The sequence below is a fragment of the Streptomyces sp. NPDC111516 genome (genome assembly GCF_055635345.1).
In genome coordinates this window covers 725,698-743,306 of record NZ_JBVKBV010000001.1, presented here as the reverse complement: position 1 = coordinate 743,306, position 17,609 = coordinate 725,698, and the positions used below count along the sequence as shown (strand labels likewise).

At 71.0% G+C, this 17,609-nt stretch carries 17 protein-coding genes; 6 read left to right on the top strand and 11 right to left on the bottom strand.

Features of this window, described 5'->3' with window-relative positions:
* Positions 1 to 22: 22 nt before the first annotated feature.
* Positions 23 to 466, bottom strand: a complete 444-nt coding sequence (locus ACZ7L9_RS03530; protein ID WP_471412160.1) for a MarR family winged helix-turn-helix transcriptional regulator — start codon at positions 464 to 466, stop codon at positions 23 to 25.
* Positions 467 to 569: 103 nt separating this feature from the next.
* Between ACZ7L9_RS03530 and ACZ7L9_RS03525 the strand changes: the two genes are divergently transcribed.
* The 3 genes from ACZ7L9_RS03525 (at position 570) to ACZ7L9_RS03515 (ending at position 3,016) form a co-directional block, all read left to right on the top strand.
* On the top strand, positions 570 to 1,589 hold the full coding sequence (locus ACZ7L9_RS03525) for an NADP-dependent oxidoreductase (RefSeq protein ID WP_471412158.1): 1,020 nt from the start codon (positions 570 to 572) through the stop codon (positions 1,587 to 1,589).
* 91 nt (positions 1,590 to 1,680) lie between these two features.
* Positions 1,681 to 2,109: an organic hydroperoxide resistance protein gene (locus tag ACZ7L9_RS03520; RefSeq protein WP_471412157.1), complete on the top strand. Its 429-nt coding sequence runs from the start codon at positions 1,681 to 1,683 to the stop codon at positions 2,107 to 2,109.
* A 109-nt stretch (positions 2,110 to 2,218) separates the two neighbouring features.
* On the top strand, positions 2,219 to 3,016 hold the full coding sequence (locus tag ACZ7L9_RS03515; protein WP_471412155.1) for an EI24 domain-containing protein: 798 nt from the start codon (positions 2,219 to 2,221) through the stop codon (positions 3,014 to 3,016).
* 18 nt (positions 3,017 to 3,034) lie between these two features.
* On the opposite strand, the gene ACZ7L9_RS03510 is transcribed toward ACZ7L9_RS03515, so the two are convergent.
* On the bottom strand, positions 3,035 to 4,993 hold the full coding sequence (locus ACZ7L9_RS03510) for a flavin monoamine oxidase family protein (protein WP_471412153.1): 1,959 nt from the start codon (positions 4,991 to 4,993) through the stop codon (positions 3,035 to 3,037).
* 119 nt (positions 4,994 to 5,112) lie between these two features.
* The gene (locus ACZ7L9_RS03505) at positions 5,113 to 5,709 is read right to left on the bottom strand and encodes a TetR/AcrR family transcriptional regulator (protein ID WP_471412151.1); all 597 of its coding nucleotides are present in this window, start codon (positions 5,707 to 5,709) and stop codon (positions 5,113 to 5,115) included.
* Positions 5,710 to 5,859: 150 nt separating this feature from the next.
* On the opposite strand from ACZ7L9_RS03505, the gene ACZ7L9_RS03500 reads away from it, so the two are divergent.
* Positions 5,860 to 8,331, top strand: coding sequence for a glycoside hydrolase family 3 protein (locus ACZ7L9_RS03500; RefSeq protein WP_471412149.1), 2,472 nt, complete (start codon positions 5,860 to 5,862; stop codon positions 8,329 to 8,331).
* A 103-nt stretch (positions 8,332 to 8,434) separates the two neighbouring features.
* Here the strand turns inward: ACZ7L9_RS03500 and ACZ7L9_RS03495 are convergent, their stop codons facing one another.
* Both ACZ7L9_RS03495 and ACZ7L9_RS03490 read right to left on the bottom strand, forming a co-directional pair.
* Complete coding sequence (locus tag ACZ7L9_RS03495; RefSeq protein WP_471412148.1) at positions 8,435 to 9,433, bottom strand: aldose epimerase family protein; 999 nt, start codon at positions 9,431 to 9,433, stop codon at positions 8,435 to 8,437.
* 11 nt (positions 9,434 to 9,444) lie between these two features.
* Complete coding sequence (locus ACZ7L9_RS03490) at positions 9,445 to 10,359, bottom strand: SGNH/GDSL hydrolase family protein (RefSeq protein WP_471412146.1); 915 nt, start codon at positions 10,357 to 10,359, stop codon at positions 9,445 to 9,447.
* Between the two features lie 349 nt (positions 10,360 to 10,708).
* Between ACZ7L9_RS03490 and ACZ7L9_RS03485 the strand changes: the two genes are divergently transcribed.
* The gene (locus ACZ7L9_RS03485; protein ID WP_383761081.1) at positions 10,709 to 11,203 is read left to right on the top strand and encodes a DUF3145 domain-containing protein; all 495 of its coding nucleotides are present in this window, start codon (positions 10,709 to 10,711) and stop codon (positions 11,201 to 11,203) included.
* Positions 11,204 to 11,335: 132 nt separating this feature from the next.
* Here the strand turns inward: ACZ7L9_RS03485 and fabF are convergent, their stop codons facing one another.
* The 5 genes from fabF to ACZ7L9_RS03460 form a co-directional block, all read right to left on the bottom strand.
* Positions 11,336 to 12,598 carry a beta-ketoacyl-ACP synthase II gene (fabF, locus tag ACZ7L9_RS03480; protein WP_471412144.1) on the bottom strand — a complete coding sequence of 421 codons (1,263 nt, stop codon included), beginning with the start codon at positions 12,596 to 12,598 and terminating at the stop codon, positions 11,336 to 11,338.
* A 76-nt stretch (positions 12,599 to 12,674) separates the two neighbouring features.
* The gene (locus ACZ7L9_RS03475; protein ID WP_471412143.1) at positions 12,675 to 12,923 is read right to left on the bottom strand and encodes an acyl carrier protein; all 249 of its coding nucleotides are present in this window, start codon (positions 12,921 to 12,923) and stop codon (positions 12,675 to 12,677) included.
* 63 nt (positions 12,924 to 12,986) lie between these two features.
* Complete coding sequence (locus ACZ7L9_RS03470) at positions 12,987 to 13,988, bottom strand: beta-ketoacyl-ACP synthase 3 (RefSeq protein WP_471412141.1); 1,002 nt, start codon at positions 13,986 to 13,988, stop codon at positions 12,987 to 12,989.
* 13 nt (positions 13,989 to 14,001) lie between these two features.
* A complete protein-coding gene (locus tag ACZ7L9_RS03465; protein WP_471412140.1) occupies positions 14,002 to 14,916 on the bottom strand; it encodes an ACP S-malonyltransferase in 915 nt (304 codons plus the stop codon).
* Between the two features lie 89 nt (positions 14,917 to 15,005).
* Positions 15,006 to 16,205: a PucR family transcriptional regulator gene (locus tag ACZ7L9_RS03460; RefSeq protein WP_471412139.1), complete on the bottom strand. Its 1,200-nt coding sequence runs from the start codon at positions 16,203 to 16,205 to the stop codon at positions 15,006 to 15,008.
* A gap of 115 nt (positions 16,206 to 16,320) precedes the next feature.
* Here ACZ7L9_RS03460 and ACZ7L9_RS03455 point away from each other — a divergent pair, with 115 nt between their 5' ends.
* Positions 16,321 to 16,977, top strand: coding sequence for a pirin family protein (locus ACZ7L9_RS03455; protein WP_471412137.1), 657 nt, complete (start codon positions 16,321 to 16,323; stop codon positions 16,975 to 16,977).
* A gap of 27 nt (positions 16,978 to 17,004) precedes the next feature.
* Here ACZ7L9_RS03455 and ACZ7L9_RS03450 read toward each other — a convergent pair whose 3' ends face one another.
* Complete coding sequence (locus tag ACZ7L9_RS03450) at positions 17,005 to 17,595, bottom strand: GNAT family N-acetyltransferase (protein ID WP_471412136.1); 591 nt, start codon at positions 17,593 to 17,595, stop codon at positions 17,005 to 17,007.
* Between the last annotated feature and the right edge of the window lie 14 nt (positions 17,596 to 17,609).

The window sequence follows — 17,609 nt, the reverse complement described above, 5'->3', positions numbered from 1 at the left end:
GGCCCCGGGCCGCGCCCCCCTCTCAGACGCGGCGCGGGCCTGACTCTCCCAGCATCCGCCGCAGCAGGTCGCGCAGCGTCGCCCGGTCCTCGTCCGACAGCTCGGCCAGCGGCTCCCGGGCGAACGTGAGCGAATCGCGCAGCTCCTGCGCCGTCCGCGTGCCCTTCTCCGTCGGCGCGGCCAGCTTCACCCGTCGGTCGGCCGGATCCGGCCTGCGTTCCACCAGGCCGCGCGTCTCCAGACGGTCGACGATGCCGGTGACGTTCGAAGGCTCGCACTTCAGCTTCTGGGCGATCCGGCGCATGGGCATCGGCTCCAGGGCGAGCAGTCCGAGGACGCGCGCCTGGGCGCCGGTGAGGGTATGGGCCGCCGCGGCCTCGTCGTACTCCTCGTGGTAACGCGCCACGACGGTGCCGATGAGCTCGACGACTTCGAGGGTCAGCGGGTCTGTACGGGTGGTGGCCATGACAGCCACGATAACCGGTTACTTGACAATGTGAAATATCCAGGAGCATGGTTGTTTCACATCATGAAGTATTTCCGTAAGGCATTGAGGAGACCCCGAGCCCATGTCTGCAGCACTTCCCGCGTCCAGCCGTGAATGGCACCTCGTGGCCCGCCCGCACGGCTGGCCGAAAGCCGAGGACTTCGCACTGCGTGAGGCTCCGGTCACCGCACCCGGCGAGGGCCGTGTCCTCGTCCGTAATCTGCACTTCTCGGTCGATCCGTACATGAGGGGCAGGATGAACGACGTGAAGTCGTACACCCCGCCCTTCAAGCTCGATCACCCCATGGACGGCGGAGCGGTCGGCGAGGTCATCGCGTCGAACGCGGCGGGCGTCGCGGTCGGCGACCACGTCCTGCACGGCCTCGGCTGGCGTGAGTACGCCGAGGTCCCGGCCGAGCGTGTGGTGAAGGTCGACCCGTCGCTCGCCCCGCTCTCCGCCTATCTCGGCGTGCTCGGCATGACCGGTCTCACTGCCTACGCGGGTCTCTTCGAGGTCGCCTCCTTCAAGGAGGGCGACGCCGTCTTCGTCTCCGGCGCGGCCGGTGCGGTCGGCAGCCAGGTCGGCCAGATGGCGAAGCTCAAGGGCGCCTCACGGGTCATCGGCTCGGCGGGATCCGACGAGAAGGTCGAGCTCCTCCTCGAGGAGTACGGCTTCGACGCGGCGTTCAACTACAAGAACGGCCCGGTCGCCGAGCAGCTGCGCGAGGCCGCTCCCGACGGCATCGACGTCTACTTCGACAACGTGGGCGGCGACCACCTCGAAGCCGCGATCTCCTCGCTCAACGTGCACGGCCGCGTCACCGTCTGCGGAATGATCGCCCAGTACAACGCGACCGAGCCGACTCCCGGCCCGCGCAACCTCGCCCTCGTCATCGGTAAGCGGCTGCGCATCCAGGGCATGCTCGTCGGCGATCACGCCGCGCTCCAGCCGCGGTTCGTCCAGGAGGTCGCCGGCTGGCTGGCCTCGGGCGAGCTGAAGTACCGCGAGACCTTCGTCGAAGGCATCGAGAACGGCTTCGACGCCTTCCTCGGTCTGCTGCGCGGCGAGAACACCGGGAAGATGATCGTCTCCCTCGCCTGAAAGCTGTTCAGGGGCAACCATTAGTCTCATAACCAGGCCGTCGCGATCGTGGGCGCGAGTCGCGGCGCACAGCAGAAGGAAATTTCACAGCATGGCTATTCAGGACATCACCGTTGCCTACACCGCCGTCGCCACCGCCGAGAACGGCCGTGACGGCCGCGTCTCGTCCGACGACGGCAACCTCGACGTCGTCGTCAACCCGCCCAAGGCCCTGGGCGGAAGCGGCGCGGGCACCAACCCGGAGCAGCTCTTCGCGGCCGGCTACAGCGCCTGCTTCCAGGGCGCCCTCGGCGTCGTGGCCCGCCAGGAGAAGGCCGACATCTCCGGTTCCACGGTGACCGCCGCGGTCTCCATCGGCAAGACCGCCGAGGGCGGCTTCGGTCTGGAGGTCGCGATCACGGCCACCATCCCGAACGTCGACGCCGCCACCGCTCAGTCGCTCATCGAGAAGGCCCACCAGGTGTGCCCGTACTCGAACGCCACGCGCGGCAACATCAAGGTCGAGCTGTCGGTCGCCTGACCGCCCACAACCGACCGGGGGCCGCATCCCGACAGGGGTGCGGCCCCCGGCCGTGCACCGGGCACACCGCGACGGGAGAGGCCGCCGCCCCCACCAGTACCCTGACGCCATGCGTGATCCAGGGGTGGGCTTCGGCTACTTGATCAAGGGACAGCGATGGGTCGGCCGGCACGGACGCTGGTTCGGCTTCGGGCTGCTGCCCGGACTCATCACCCTCGTCCTGTACGCGGCAGCGCTCGTCGGCCTCGGCTACGGCGCCGACGATCTGGTGACCTGGGCGACCCCCTTCGCGGACGACTGGTCGTCGCCCTGGGCCGGCCTGCTCCGCACCACCCTGACCGTGCTGGTCTTCGCCCTCGGGCTCTTCCTCGCCGTGATCACGTTCACCGCCGTGACGCTGCTGGTCGGCCAGCCCTTCTACGAGTCGCTCTCCGAACAGGTCGACCGCACGGAGGGCGGCGAGGTGCCCGAATCCGGGCTGCCGCTCTGGCGGGAGCTGTGGATCTCCGCCCGTGACAGCGTCCGCGTCCTGGTGCGGGTGGGGCTGTACTCGGTGCTGCTCTTCGCCCTCGGATTCATTCCCGTCGTCGGCCAGACCGTCGTCCCCGTGATCGGCTTCTGCGTCACCGGCTACTTCCTCGCGGAGGAGCTCACCGCCGTCGCGCTCCAGCGCCGCGGCATGGTGCTGAAGGACCGGCTCGCCCTGCTGCGCGGCCGCCGCCTGCTGATCCTCGGCTTCGGCGTGCCGCTGGGGCTCGCCTTCCTCGTCCCGTTCGTCGCCGTGTTCCTGATGCCGGGCGCCGTCGCCGGGGCCACCCTGCTGGCCCGCGACCTGGTGGCGCCCGACGAGGACGAGGGCGGGGACGACGACACCGCCCCCGCCCCGTACACCCTCCACAAGGGCTGAGAGCCTGCCGGACACCGGTCAGCTGGTGTGCACCTCCAGCGCGGACCTGACGGCCGACTCCAGAGCTCCCTCGATCCAGGCCGGCTTGATCGAGGTGTGGCAGCCGGCGAAGTGCAGCGGCCCCTCCACCGAGCGCACATCGGCGAACAGCTCGGTGTGCTGGCCGGGCAGCAGCACCGAGGCCTCGCCGTAGGCGTACGGGTCGCGCATCCACGACTGGGTGGCGCCGACGCCCGTGTAGAAGACCTCGACGCGCTGCCCGTACACGTCCTGCACCCCTCCCAGGGCGTGCGGATAGCGCTCGTCGTCGTCCAGTGAGTCCCACTTCAGCGCGTCGTCGGCCCAGCTGTACGAGGCGAGGACCACACCGCCCGCGCTGCCCTCGACCGGGTGGGACGGCTGGAACATGAAGCGGTTGGGGTTGTCGGTGACCGATCCGCCGCCGATGACATGCGCCGCCTCGGGCTGGTTGCGGGCGGTGGCCCGGTACGCCGCGTAGTGCACCCGCTGGTTGGGCGGCAGGTGACCGGGCGGTACGGAGGGGTGGGCGCCGAGCAGCGAACCGTCGGCCGGGGCCTTGCCCAGCCGGTAGGCGTCGTACAGGCCGGGCTTGATGCGGTTCAGCTCGGTTTTCCAGTCCTTCTCCTCGAACTCCCACCAGCGGCGGCTGAATTCGAGCAGCACCTTGGTCGCCGCGTCGTAGTGGATCTCGGTGATCGCGCGCCGCTTGCCGTACGAGAGCATGGGGGCGACGGGGATGTGGCGCAGCCCGGAGAACGGCACGGTGATGATCGCCCGGTCGCCGGTGAACGTCTCGCGCACCAGCGGCTTGCCGTCGCGGCCCTCGGAGATCGTCTCGACCCGGACGCTGTTCGCGCCGTGACTGACCCTGGTGGCCCGGCGGTCCAGCCGCACGATGTCCCGGACCTGCTCGTACATCGCGTCGGCCAGGGTCGCCGTGCCGTCCGGCAGTTCGAAGAACGCGGTGTCCGGGCTGATCAGGGAGGCCCCGATGAAGCTGTGCACAAAGGCGAGGTGGAGCCGCGAGGTGAGGTTCTCGACCGTGCCGATGAGGTCGATGGTGCGCTCGTCGAGCTTGGCCGCCTCGGTCAGGAAGCGGAACATCGACCAGTGCCCGTACCGCTGGATGACCCGCGCCCAGCCCTCGACGAGCTCCCGGCCCTCCTTGCCCTCGAACTCCTGCCGCACGGGCTTGAAGGCATCCCGCACGATCATTGCTGCGGTCTTGTTCTCGAACTCGGCGGGGACGCCGAACGAGCGGTTGATCGCCTGTGGCTTCGCCGCGTAGTCGGCCTTGCGCATCCGGACGCCGTTGACATGGATCCAGGTGTGGTTGACCGGCCGGCCCTCGGCGTCGACGTCGACCAGGTAGAAGCGGCGGCGCTTCAGACCGAAGCTGTCGATCAGCCCGGTGCCGAGCGGGTGGCTGTCGGGGATCCGCATGGCGCCGGCCTCGGCGTACTGCTTCGGGTCGGCGAACGGCGCCTTCGCGTGCTCGTGGCCGCCCGTGCGGAAGGTCTTGATCCGGCCGCCGACGCGGTTGCCGTTGGCCTCGATCACGGTGACGGTGTGCCCGGCGCTGCGGAGCAGATGGGCCGCGGTGAGCCCGGCCGGGCCCGCGCCGACGACCAGCACCTTCTTGGGGGCCTTGCGGCTGCGCGGCAGCCCCTTGGAGAGCAGGATGTCGCGGTATGCGGGGACCAGCGGCTGGTCCTGTTCGTCGCGTACGAGGATGGCGCGGGCGATGGTCAGGCAGGCGTTCCAGTCCGAGCCCGGCGCGGCCGTGGGGGCGAGCGCGGTGGCGGACGCGGCGGTGGCGCCGAGGGCGTGGGGCGCGGCGGCGTTCGCGGAGCCGACGGCTGTCGTGGCGAGGGCGGCGGCACCGGCGGCGGCGCCCGTGATCATGGTGCGCCGGGAGGGCAGGCCGGAGGAGGCTCCGGCGGGCTTGGAAGTCATGCGGCCCACCTTGGGGCGCCCGGGAGGGTGCCCTGCGCCGGGACGCGCGTAGACCGCCCGGAAATCACCCGCAGGTGGGGTCCGTCGATCTTGTGGGACTGACGTCGCAGCAGGTCATGTCATGATCGGGGGTTCTCCGGAGCTTCCGGTCCCGCAGACCGCAAGAGCGCCAGGAAATCCTGGAACGCCGCGGGCATGTCCACCGAATCGGGGTCGAGGAGCCACTGGTACTGGAGCCCGTCCATGATCGCCACCAGCAGCGGCGCCGCGCGCTCCGGAGTCAGGCCGCCCGGCAGCCGCTCGCCGTACTCCGCGCGCAGCGTCGCCGCCATGCTCGCGCGGACCTGGACGTAGCGGCGGGTGAAGAACTCCCGCGCGGGATGCCCCTCCGTCACGCTCTCGCCGAGCAGCGCCGAGAACGTCTGGACGATGCCGGGCCGCATCGCGTTGTACTCGACGAGCGAGCCCAACAGATCGGTGCGCCAGGTGCCGTCGCTCCGGGGGCCGCCGCCGGTGTCCCACCGGTCGCGATCCTCCAGTACGGCGACGAGCAGCGCCTCCTTGGTCGGGAAGTAGTGCAGGAGCCCCTGCTGACTGAGGCCGACCCGCTCGGCGACGGCGCTCAGCGAGGCGCCGCGATAGCCGCGCTCGGCGATCACTTCGAGTGTGGCGCGGAGAATCTCCGCCCGCCGCTCCGTGCTTCTGGCCCGCACCATCGCCCCGGCCCCTTTCGGTGCTTCATCGGTCCCGCAACGAGGACCGTACGCCATTCAAGGTCACAGACTGATAACAAAACCTACTTCTCTACCGGTTCTGCGGTCAGTATGGAGACATTCCGTGCAGGACAACGACGAGGAGGTACGGCCGTGGCAGGCGCGTCCACACCCACCAACCCCGATGCGGTCCGCGAGGCCGCGGTCGACGCGGCGCTGGCCGCACTCGGCCTCGACGACAAGGCGCGGCTGCTGGCCGGTCAGGACATGTGGTCGCTGCCCGCACTTCCCGCCGTAGGGCTGCGCTCCCTGGTGATGTCCGACGGGCCGATCGGCGTCCGCGGGGTCGCCTGGAGCGCCGACGACCCCTCCGTCGCCCTGCCCTCGCCCACCGCGCTCGCCGCGACCTGGGACCCGGTCCTGGCCCGTCGGGCCGGCCGGCTGCTGGCCCAGGAGGCCCGCCGCAAGGGGGTGCACGTCCTCCTCGCCCCCACCGTGAACCTCCACCGGTCCCCGCTCGGCGGGCGCCACTTCGAGGCGTACAGCGAGGACCCGTACCTCACCGGCGAGATCGGCACCGGCTATGTACGGGGCGTGCAGGACGGCGGCGTCGGCACGACCGTCAAGCACTTCGTCGCCAACGACGCCGAGACCGACCGCTTCACCGTCGACAACATCGTCTCCCCCCGCACCCTGCGCGAGATCTACCTCGCCCCGTTCGAACGGATCGTCAAGAACGCCCACCCGTGGGGCATCATGGCGGCCTACAACCGGGTCAACGGCTCCACCATGACCGAGCACCGCTATCTGCAGAACGCGGTGCTGCGCGGCGAATGGGGCTTCGACGGCTACATCGTCTCCGACTGGCTGGCCGCCCGTTCCACCGTCGCCGCCGTGGAGGGCGGGCTCGACGTCGCCATGCCGGGCCCCAGGACGGTGTACGGGAAGGCACTCGCCGACGCCGTGCGCGCCGGTGAGGTCGAGGAGTCCGTCGTCGACGGCGCCGTACGCAACGTGCTGCGACTGGCCGCCCGCGTCGGCATCCTGGACGGCGCCCCGCCCGTCGTGGACGAGACCGCGTACCCCGGGACGATCGACGGCGACGCACTGGCCCGCGAGGTCGCCCGCCGCTCCTTCGTCCTCGTACGCAACGAACGCGCCGCGCTCCCCATCGACCCGGCCGCCGTCCGCAAGGTCGCGCTCAGCGGGGCGCTCGCCCGGGACGCCCGGGTCCTCGGCGGCGGCTCCGCCCAGGTCTTCCCGCACCACATCGTCTCCCCGCTGGACGGCCTCACCGCCGCCCTCCCCGAGGACGTCCTCGACTACCGCGTCGGTGCCGACCCGAACGACGAACTCACCCCCGCCGAGAAGGGCTTCGCACTCAGGGCCGTCTGCTACGACGCCTCCGGCACCGTCATCGGCTCGGTCCCGCTGCACAGCGGCACCGTCCAGTGGATCGGCGCCGACCTCCCCGAGGGCGTGACCCGCGAGACGCTGCACAGCGTCGAGATCACCGGCACCTTCGTCCCGCGCGACAGCGGAGAGCACGTCTTCGGCACCCGGGGCACCGGAGCGCTCCGCCTCACTGTCGCGGGCGAGACCCTGTACGACGAGGTCCACCGGGTCACCGGCTCCACCGACCCCGGCGAGGCGTTCTTCGGCAACCCCCTGGAGCGCGGCCGGATCGCCCTCACCGCGGGCGAACCCGTCGAGGTCTCGCTGCGGCAGATCCCCGAGACCCTGGGCGACGACGCGCCGATCCCCGGCGTTTCGTTCTCCTTCTGCCACCTCGGCCCGCGCCGCGACCCCCGGGAGCTGATTGCCGAGGCCGTCGAGTCGGCCCGCGCCGCGGACACCGCGATCGTCGTCGTCGGCACCACCGAACGCGTCGAGTCCGAGGGCTTCGACCGCACAGACCTGGGACTCCCCGGCCACCAGGACGACCTCGTCAGGGCCGTCGCCGCCGCCAACCCGAACACCGTCGTGATCGTCAACTCCGGCTCCCCGGTGGAGCTCCCGTGGCGCGACGAGGTCGCCGCGGTCCTGCTCAGCTGGTTCCCCGGCCAGGAGGCCGGTCACGCGCTGGCGGACGTCCTGCTCGGGGCAGCGGAACCGGGCGGACGGCTTCCGACCACCTGGCCGGTCGCGCTCGCCGACGTCCCGGTCTCGAACACCACCCCCACCGACGGCGAACTCCCCTACGACGAAGGCGTCTTCGTCGGCTACCGCGCCTGGGAGAAGGCGGGCACGGCGCCCGCGTACCCCTTCGGCCACGGACTCGGCTACACCACCTGGGAGTACGAGACGCTGACCGCCGGCCCCGACAGCGCCACCGTCCGCGTCCGCAACACCGGCACCCGCCCCGGCGCCGAGACCGTCCAGCTCTACCTCGCGCCCCGGGACGACACCGCCGAACGCCCCGCCCGCCGACTGGCCGGCTTCGCCCGGGTCGAGGCGGCACCGGGCGAGAGCGCCGAGGCGGTGATCCCGCTGGACCGGCGCGCGTACGAGATCTGGGACGAGAGCGCGTACGACTGGACCCTCGTCCCCGGCACCTACGAGGTGCAGGCGGCCCGCTCACTCGGTGACGTACGCCTGACGGCGGCCGTGGACATCAAGGAGTAGCGACCGGCAGCAGCCCCGGCAGGGGAGAGCCCGGGCGCGGTCCCTGACCCCGCTCCGTGGCTCTCCTCATGCCGGCCATGCCGTCAGCGCACGTCGGCGCGCCTCAGCGCACATCGAATCCGTACACCGTCGTCGAGACGTACTCCTCGCCCGGCCGCAGCACCGTGCTGGGGAACCCGGGCCGGTTCGGGGAGTCCGGGAAGTGCTGCGTCTCCAGCGCGATCCCGGCGCACGGCCCGAACGGCCGCCCGTCGAAGTGGTCCGCCGTGTACAACTGCATCCCCGGTTCCGTCGTGCTGACGGTCAGGACGCGCCCCGACTCCGCGTCGTACAGCTCGGCCACCGGACCCGTCCCCACCTCGTCCAGCACGAAGTTGTGGTCGTAGTCCGGGCCGACCGGCCGCGGTTCACGGAAGTCGAACCGGGTCCCGTCCACCGGCAGGAACTCGCCCGTCGGCAGCGACTCGGCGTCCGCCGGGGTGATCCGCCCGGCCGCGATCCGCAGCACCTGTCCGAGGGCGCCGCCGCTGCCGGCGCCCGCGAGATTCCAGTACGTGTGATTGGTCAGGTTGACCACCGTCGGGGCGTCCGTCGTCGCCCGGTACGCGATCCGCAGCGCCCCGCCCTCGTCCAGCGTGTACGTCGCCGACACCGTCAGACGCCCCGGGAAGCCCTCCTCGCCGTCCTCGGAGACCAGGGACAGCCGGACACCGTCCGCCACCTCCCGCGCCCGCCACACGTGCTTGTCGAAGCCCCGGGCCCCGCCGTGCACATGGTTGCGCCCCTCGTTCCGCGTCACCCGGTGCGTGTGCCCGTCCAGCTCGAAACAGGCCCCGCCGATCCGGTTCGCGTACCGCCCGACGAGCGCGCCGAAATACGGTCCGGTGAACGTCTCGTACCCGGCGAGGTCCGGCAGCCCGAGCGCGACACCCGCCCGCGCTCCGTCCCGGCCGGGCACCTCGACCGACTGCACGATGCCGCCGTACGTCAGGACGCGCACCCGCGTACGGTCCCGCTCCAGCGTCCAGCGGTGCACGACGGCGCCGTCCGCGAGGGTGCCGAACTCTTCCGCACGTATCGCCGCGCCCGAACCCGTGTCCATGATCACAAAGCCTACGCCGGGGGCCTGGCCGAAGTGACGTTGCGGTACGCGATCTCCGCCAGCCTCGCCTGCCCGTTGCGTCCCGGGTGGAACCAGTCCCACTGACTGAGCTGCTTGCCCGTGAACGCGTAGTCGAAGACCGCCCCGCCGTCGTAACGACAGCGCAGGTCCTTCGCGCACACGTCCCGCAGCACCTCGTTGTACGCCACGACCCGCTCCTGCACCGAGGCGCGCCGGGCCACGGCGCGCGCCCCCATGTCGTCCGCGTCCCCCAGCATCGACTGACAGATCCCCAGCTTCCAGATCTGCTTGCCCAGCGCGTTGCCGCGCCCCGTCGACCAGAGCCGCTTGAGATCCGGCACGCTCGACACATACACCTGCGCCTTCGGCGCCCCGGCGCGCAACTGACGCATCGACGCCTCGAACGACACCCGGAAATCCGCCACCGGCGTCATGAACCGCACCGAGTCCCGGCAGGCGTCGTTGGCGCCGATCATCACCGTCACCAGATCCGGCTTCTCCTTCGCGGCCAGCGCCATCTGCTCCGGCAACTGCGCGATCCTGGCCCCCGTCTCGGCGTGGTTCCAACTGCGCGCGGCGGCCTCCGACTCACCGAGCAGCCGCACGGCGAGACTGCGCACCTCCCGGTCCGTGCCGGTCGCCCAGGACGCCTCCGGACAGTCCGTCAGCACCGAACACGCGTCGAAACCGCGGGTGATGGAGTCACCGACGGCGGCCACCGACCCCGGACTGCGGTCCCAGACCGGGCCGGGCCGGGCGGACGGCTTCCGCTGCTCGGCCGCCGCCCCCTTCGTCGTCCCGTCCTTGTCGGCGTCGCAGCCGGTCAGAGCGGCGCCGAGCAACGAGACCGCCGCCAGGACAGCGGCCGCGGTACGCGAACGGTGACGAGCGGAACGTTCCTGCATCCCTTGGTCCCCTCGGTTATGCCCCCGGCAACCCTCCGCGGCACCGGGCGGTCGGCCCGGGTCCCCCGCAGGGTGAAAGCTGAGCGAATGATGTGCCCGGGACCGACCGTACGTCACACCTCGGCCGCCGCCGCGCGGTAGCTTTTCCTCGTCGAACCAGCGGCGCGTTGCCTCGCCCGGCTCCACTCGGGTGGCTTTCTGTAAATCACATCACGTCACATACTGTCCCTTTCAGGAGATTCGCCCCGATGCTGTTTACTGACGACAACCTCGGGGGCCGGCTGAGAAGAGACGGCACGGGCGCGAGGCCGCTGGGGAAGGCGAACTTCGTCCCACACTGGAGGTCCCGGTGACGACACGTGGAGTTCTGTACGTTCACTCCGCACCGCGCGCGCTCTGCCCCCATGTCGAATGGGCGGTGGCGGGTGTCCTCGGTGTGCGGGTCCAGCTCGACTGGATCAGACAGCCGGCCGCGCCCGGCACCTGGCGCTCCGAGTTCTCCTGGCAGGCCCGCCCCGGCACGGCGTCGAAGCTGGCCTCCGCGCTGCGCGGCTGGGATCTGCTGCGCTTCGAGGTGACGGCGGAGCCGAGCCCCACGTCGGAGGGCGAGCGCTACAGCTCCACGCCCCGACTGGGCATCTTCCACGCCGTCACCGGCATGCACGGCGACATCCTGGTGCCCGAGGACCGGCTGCGTGCGGCGCTGGCACGGTCGGTGCGGGGCGAGACCGACCTGGAGGCCGAGATCGCCAAGCTGCTCGGCAAGCCGTGGGACGACGAACTGGAACCCTTCCGCCACGCCGGCGAGGGCGCGCCGGTGCGGTGGCTGCACCAGGTGGTGTGAAAAACCGGCCTCGCCGGCGTTTGAGGCGCGGGGGTCCGGGTCAGAGCCCCCGGAACGCCCCGTGCAACGGACGAAACCCGTCTCCCCAGCTGGGGAGACGGGTTTCGGTGTACCGGGCCCGCGGACCGCAGGTCAGACGCTGCGGAACGCGAGGACCACGTTGTGCCCGCCGAACCCGAACGAGTTGTTGATCGCGGCGATCGGCCCCTGGGGCAGCGGCCGCGGCACATCGCGCACGATGTCCGCCTCGACCGCCTCGTCGAGGTTGTCGATGTTGGTGGTCGGCGGCGCCATCCGGTGGTGCAGCGCCAGGACCGTCGCGACGGTCTCGATGCCGCCCGCGCCACCCAGCAGGTGACCGGTCATCGACTTCGTCGCGGAGATCGCGACGTGGTCGAGGTCGTCGCCCAGCACCTTGCGCAGCGCCTTCAGCTCCGCGACGTCGCCCTGCGGCGTCGACGTGGCATGCGCGTTGAGGTGGACGACCTCGGACGGCTTGAGGTCCGTCTGGTCCAGCAGGTTCTGCATCGCGGCGGCGATGCCCCGGCCGGTCGGCTCGGGCTGCGCGATGTGGTGGGCGTCCGCGGACAGCCCCTGACCCAGTACCTCGCAGTAGACCTTGGCGCCGCGCGCGGCGGCATGCTCCGCGGACTCCAGGACGACGACTCCGGAGCCCTCGCCGAGTACGAAGCCGTCACGGCCGGTGTCGTACGGGCGCGAGGCCTTCTCGGGCTCGTCGTTGTTCTTCGACATCGCCATCATGTTGGCGAACGCCGCGATCGGCAGCGGGTGGATCGCCGCCTCGGTGCCACCGGCGAGGACCACATCGGCACGGCCGGTGCGGATCATCTCGACGGCGTACCCGATCGCCTCGGCGCCCGAGGCGCAGGCGGAGACCGGAGTGTGGACACCGGCCTGGGCGTTGACCTCCAGGCCGACGTTGGCGGCCGGGCCGTTGGGCATGAGCATGGGCACGGTGTGCGGGGAGACGCGGCGTACGCCCTTCTCCTTGAGCACGTCGTACTGGTCGAGCAGGGTGATCACGCCGCCGATACCGGAGGCGATGACCGAACCCAGCCGCTCGGGCCGGACCGCGTCGTCCTCACCGGCCTTGCCGGTGAAGCCGGCGTCCGCCCACGCCTCACGGGCCGCGATCAGCGCGAACTGCGCCGAGCGGTCCAGCTTGCGGGCGAGCGGGCGGGGCAGGACGTCGCCCGGGTCGACTGCCGCGAGCGCGGCGATCCTGACGGGCAGTTCGGCGAAACGTTCGCCCTCGAGAGGCTTGACGCCGGAACGACCGGCCATCAGACCTTCCCAGGTCGACGCCGAGTCGCCACCCAGCGGAGTGGTTGCGCCGATACCGGTGACGACCACGGTGCGATTGGTCGAGTTCACTGGAAAATCTTCTCCACGTGTAGAGGGTCGTGAATCAGCGGCGCCACCGCCGGGTGGCGACACAGAGCCGGCCTGATCAGGCCTGGTGCTTGAGGATGTACTCGGCAGCGTCGCCGACCGTCTTGAGGTTCTTGACGTCCTCGTCGGGGATCTTGACGTCGAAGCGCTCCTCGGCGGCGACGACGACCTCGACCATGGACAGCGAGTCGACGTCCAGGTCGTCGGTGAAGGACTTGTCCAGCTGGACGTCCTCGACCGGGATACCGGCGATCTCGTTGACGATCTCGGCGAGACCGGTGACGATCGCTTCCTGAGTGGCGGCCATGTTGGCGCTCCTTCGGTGTTTATCTGCAGGGTTCGGGCGTCCGGGCCGAAAGGCCTGGTGTGCCTAGGGGAGGGTAACGACCGTCGCGGCGTAGACGAGACCCGCCCCGAAGCCGATGACGAGCGCGGTGTCGCCGCTCTTCGCCTGACCGGTCGCCAGGAGCCGCTCCATAGCGAGCGGAATCGAGGCGGCGGAGGTGTTGCCGGTGGTCTCCACGTCACGGGCGACCGTGACGTTCTCCGGCAGCTTCAGGGTCTTCACCATCGAGTCGATGATCCGCATGTTGGCCTGGTGCGGAATGAAGACGTCCAGGTCTTCCGGGGCGATCCCGGCCGCGTCCAGCGCCTGCTGGGCGACCTTCGCCATCTCGAAGACGGCCCAGCGGAAGACCGCCTGGCCCTCCTGTGTGATGGCCGGGAACTTCTCCGGGCGCTCGGTGTGGAACTCGTCCCACGCCACGGTCTGCTTGATCGTCTCGGACTTGTCGCCCTCGGAGCCCCAGACCGTCGGTCCTATCGCCGGCACCTTCGACGGGCCGACGACGACCGCACCGGCGCCGTCACCGAACAGGAAGGCCGTCGCCCGGTCCGTCAGGTCGGTGAGGTCGCTGAGCCGCTCCACGCCGATGACGAGGACGTACTCCGCGGAACCCTCGACGATCATGCCCTTGGCGAGGGTGAGCCCGTAGCCGAAGCCTGCGCAGCCGGCCGAGATGTCGAAGGCGGCGGGCTTGCCCGCGCCGATCTTGTGGGCGATCTCCGTGGCGATGGCCGGGGTCTGCTTGAAGTGCGAGACGGTGGAGACGACCACGGCGCCGATCTGATCGGGCGTGATCCCGGCGTCCGCGATGGCCTTGCCGGCCGCCTCGACGGACATGGCGGACACGGTCTCCTCGTCGGAGGCCCAGTGGCGGGTGGCGATGCCGGAGCGCGAGCGGATCCACTCGTCGGACGAGTCGATCGTTTCGAGGATCACCTCGTTCGGCACGACACGGGTCGGGCGGTAGCCGCCGACACCCATGATCCGTGCGTACGGGGCGCCCTGGCTGGGCTTGATCTTCGACATGCTCTCGGGCTCCTTAGGCACCCGCGTGCTCGATGATGAGCGCGCGGGCCGCGTCGAGGTCGTCGGGGGTCTTCAGCGCGAGAGTCTGCACACCGGGCAGCGCGCGCTTGGCGAGCCCCGTGAGGGTGCCACCGGGGCACACCTCGATGAGCGCCGTGACACCCATGTTCTTGAAGGTCTCCATGCACAGGTCCCAGCGGACCGGATTGGCCACCTGGCCGACCAGTCGGGAGACGACCTCGTCACCGAGGGCGACGGGCTGCCCGTCGGCGTTGGAGACATATGTCACGGCCGGGTCGGTGATCTTCAGCTCCATCGCGGCCTCGCGCAGCCGGTCGACGGCGGGCGCCATGTGGTGCGTGTGGAAGGCACCGGCGACCTTGAGGGGCACCACCCGGCGTACGCCCTCAGGCATGTCCTCGGTCAGTGCGGCGATCTGCGCGGCGGTGCCCGCGGCGACGATCTGGCCGCTCCCGTTGACGTTCGCCGGGGTCAGCCCGAGCTTCTCCAGGTGAGCGACCGTCACCTCCGGGTCGCCGCCGAGCAGCGCCGCCATACCGGTCTCGGCGACGGCGGCGGCATCGGCCATGGCGAGCCCACGAGCACGTACGAGACGCAGCGCCGCCTCGTCGCCGATGACGCCGGCGAGGGCCGCTGCGGTGATCTCACCCACGCTGTGACCTGCGACGATGTCGGGCGACGCGTCGAGCGCGGCGGCGGACAGCAGACCGGCGGCAACCAGCAGCGGCTGCGCCACCGCGGTGTCACGGATCGCCTCCGCGTCGGCCTCGGTGCCGTAGCGGGTGAGGTCGAGCCCGATGGCCTCGGACCAGGCCGCGACGCGGTCGGTGGCACCGGGGAGGTCGAGCCAGGGAGTCAGGAAGCCGGGCGTCTGAGCGCCTTGGCCGGGAGCGACGAGTACGAGCACCCTCACACTCTCTCTTGTCAACGGTCCGGAACACCCGTGGGGACAGGGACGAAGAACCGTATGGGGAATTGTTGATGTCCGACAAAAGTCTAGGACTGGGGATCTCTGGCGGCCAAGCGTCCCAGGATCAGGGCGATTCGCAGAGTGAACGCCGAGCGGACATCGGAAGGTGACCAGCCGGTGACGTCAGTCACACGTCGGAGCCGGTAGCGCACGGTGTTGGGGTGGACGAAGAGCATCCTGGCCGCGCCCTCCAGGCTGCTCGCCTGCTCCAGATACACGCTCAGCGTCTCCAGGAGCGCGGAACCCGCCTCTTCGAGCGGTCTGTAGATCTCCTCCACCAATTGGTCCCGTGCGGCGGGGTCACCCGCCATCGCGCGTTCCGGCAGCAGATCGTCGGCCAGCACCGGCCGCGGGGCGTCCTGCCACGCGCCGCACGCCTTGAGCCCGGCCGCCGCCGCCTGTGCGGAACGGGTGGCCGCCAGCAGGTCGGGGACCACGGGCCCGGCGACCACGGGACCTGCCGCGTACGGGCCGATCAGCGCCTTCGCGACCTGCAGCGGGTTGTCGCTGCCGCCCGCGATGACGACCAGTCGGCTGCCGAGCACCCCGGTCAGTACCTGGAGCTTCGCGTGCCGGGCGGCCCGTCGGATCGCTTCCACGGTCAGCTCGCTGTCGCCGTCCGGAGCCGTACCGAGCAGAACACAGACGTGTTCGGGGGAGTTCCAGCCGAGAGCAGCGGCGCGTGACACGGCACCCTCGTCGGCCTCACCGGACAGCACCGCGTTCACCACGAGCGATTCCAGCCGGGCGTCCCAGGCGCCCCGGGCCTCGGCGGCCTGCGCGTACACCTGGGCGGTCGCGAAGGCGATCTCCCGGGCGTAGACGAGCAGCGCCTCCCGCAGCACCGACTCGTCGCCGGGCGCGGCGACCTCCTCGATCGCGGCCTCCATGACCTCGATCGTCGTACGCACCATCTCGACGGTCTGCCGCAGCGTGATCGCCCGGGTCAGCTCGCGCGGAGCCGTGCCGAACACATCGGTGGAGATGGCCTGCGGGGTCTCCGGATGCCGGAACCACTCGGTGAACGCCGCGATCCCGGCCTGGGCCACCAGGCCGATCCAGGACCGGTTCTCCGGGGGCATCGCCCGGTACCACGGCAGCGTCTCGTCCATGCGGGCGATCGCGTTGGCGGCCAGCCGGCCGGAGGACTGTTCCAGCCGTTTCAGGGTCGCGGCATGCAGGTGGGCGTCGTTCGCAGCGGGCTGCTCAGGATCGGGTCGGGGCACGAACACAAGACTGCCTTATCGGACCACGTGAGCGGAGGGCCGGGGCGGCCGCGGGTCGTACCGCCGGGTAGCGGCGAGGGGTCGCGGGTGCGCCGCGCCGGGCTACCGTGGACGGGTGATTTCCGTACACCGCGCCGAAGACCGCTTCCTTGGCGGGGAACAGGCCGCCGGCATCCTGTCCCGGCACGCCTTCTCCTTCGGCAGCTTCTACGACCCGGACAATCTGCGCTTCGGTGCGATCCTGGCGTGCAACGAGGAGCGTCTGGCGCGCGGCGCGGGCTTCGACGAACACCCCCACAGCCATACGGAGATCGTCACCTGGGTGGTCGAGGGCGAGCTGACCCACCGCGATTCGACCGGTCACGCCACGGTCGTACGCGCCGGGGACCTCCAGCACCTCGGCGCCGCGTCCGGCGTCCGCCACGTCGAACGCAACGACGGGGACGACCCGCTGACGTTCATCCAGATGTGGCTGGCACCGCTCGAACCGGGCGGCGAACCCTCGTACACGATCGTTCCCGGCATCGCCGATTCCACCCCGTACGCCCTCCCGGCGGCCGGCGCGATGCTGCACGTACGCAGACTGGCCCCCGGGGAACGCACGGCGGTGCCGGACGCGGCGCGGGTGTACGTCCATGTGGCGGCCGGGGGCGTACGCCTCGGGGACGAGGGGCTGGAGGCGGGCGACTCGGTGCGGATCACCGGGGAGGAGGGCCTGGAACTGGTCGCGGGCGGCGCGGCCGAGGTGCTGATCTGGGAGTTGTCGGTCTGAACCACCGGCCTGGGGCATCGGCCTCGGCTATCGACCGGTGTCCCGGCGCCACATCGACCACATCGGCGGCCCGGCCCGGAAGGTCATCTCCTCCTGCACCGCGAAGCCGTGCCGCTGGTAGAAGGTCAGGTTGCGGCGGTTGCTCGACTCCAGGAACACCGGCCGCCCGTCCGCGTCCGCCTGCTCCAGCAGCCCGCCGAGCACCTGCGATCCGCGCCCCGTGCCGCGAGCGTCCGCATGGGTGCCGATGTACTCGACGTACCAGTGCGCGGGGTTGGCCGGGTGGCGGTGCTCAAGGGCCAGCAACCGCATTCCGGTCCTGGGGAGTTGGGCCCGTCCCGCCCGCAGCAGCGTGCCCGCGTTGCGCAGCAGGTAGCTCACCGGCAGCTTCCACTTCCCGGGCTCCGCCCACACCGCCGCCACCGTGCGGTCCGGATCGGTCCACACCCGGCCCGCCGGAACCTGCTGCGCCAGATGGGCGGTGAACAGCAGCCGCAGCCTCCGGTTCCGGTCGTGAGGCATCAGCCAGGACCAGACGGGGTCCTCGGCGTAGGCGCTGGCGAGTACGGAAGCGAGCGCGGGGACGTCGGTGGCGGCGGCGCGGACTATGTCGGCCATGGCCGGGGAGCGTA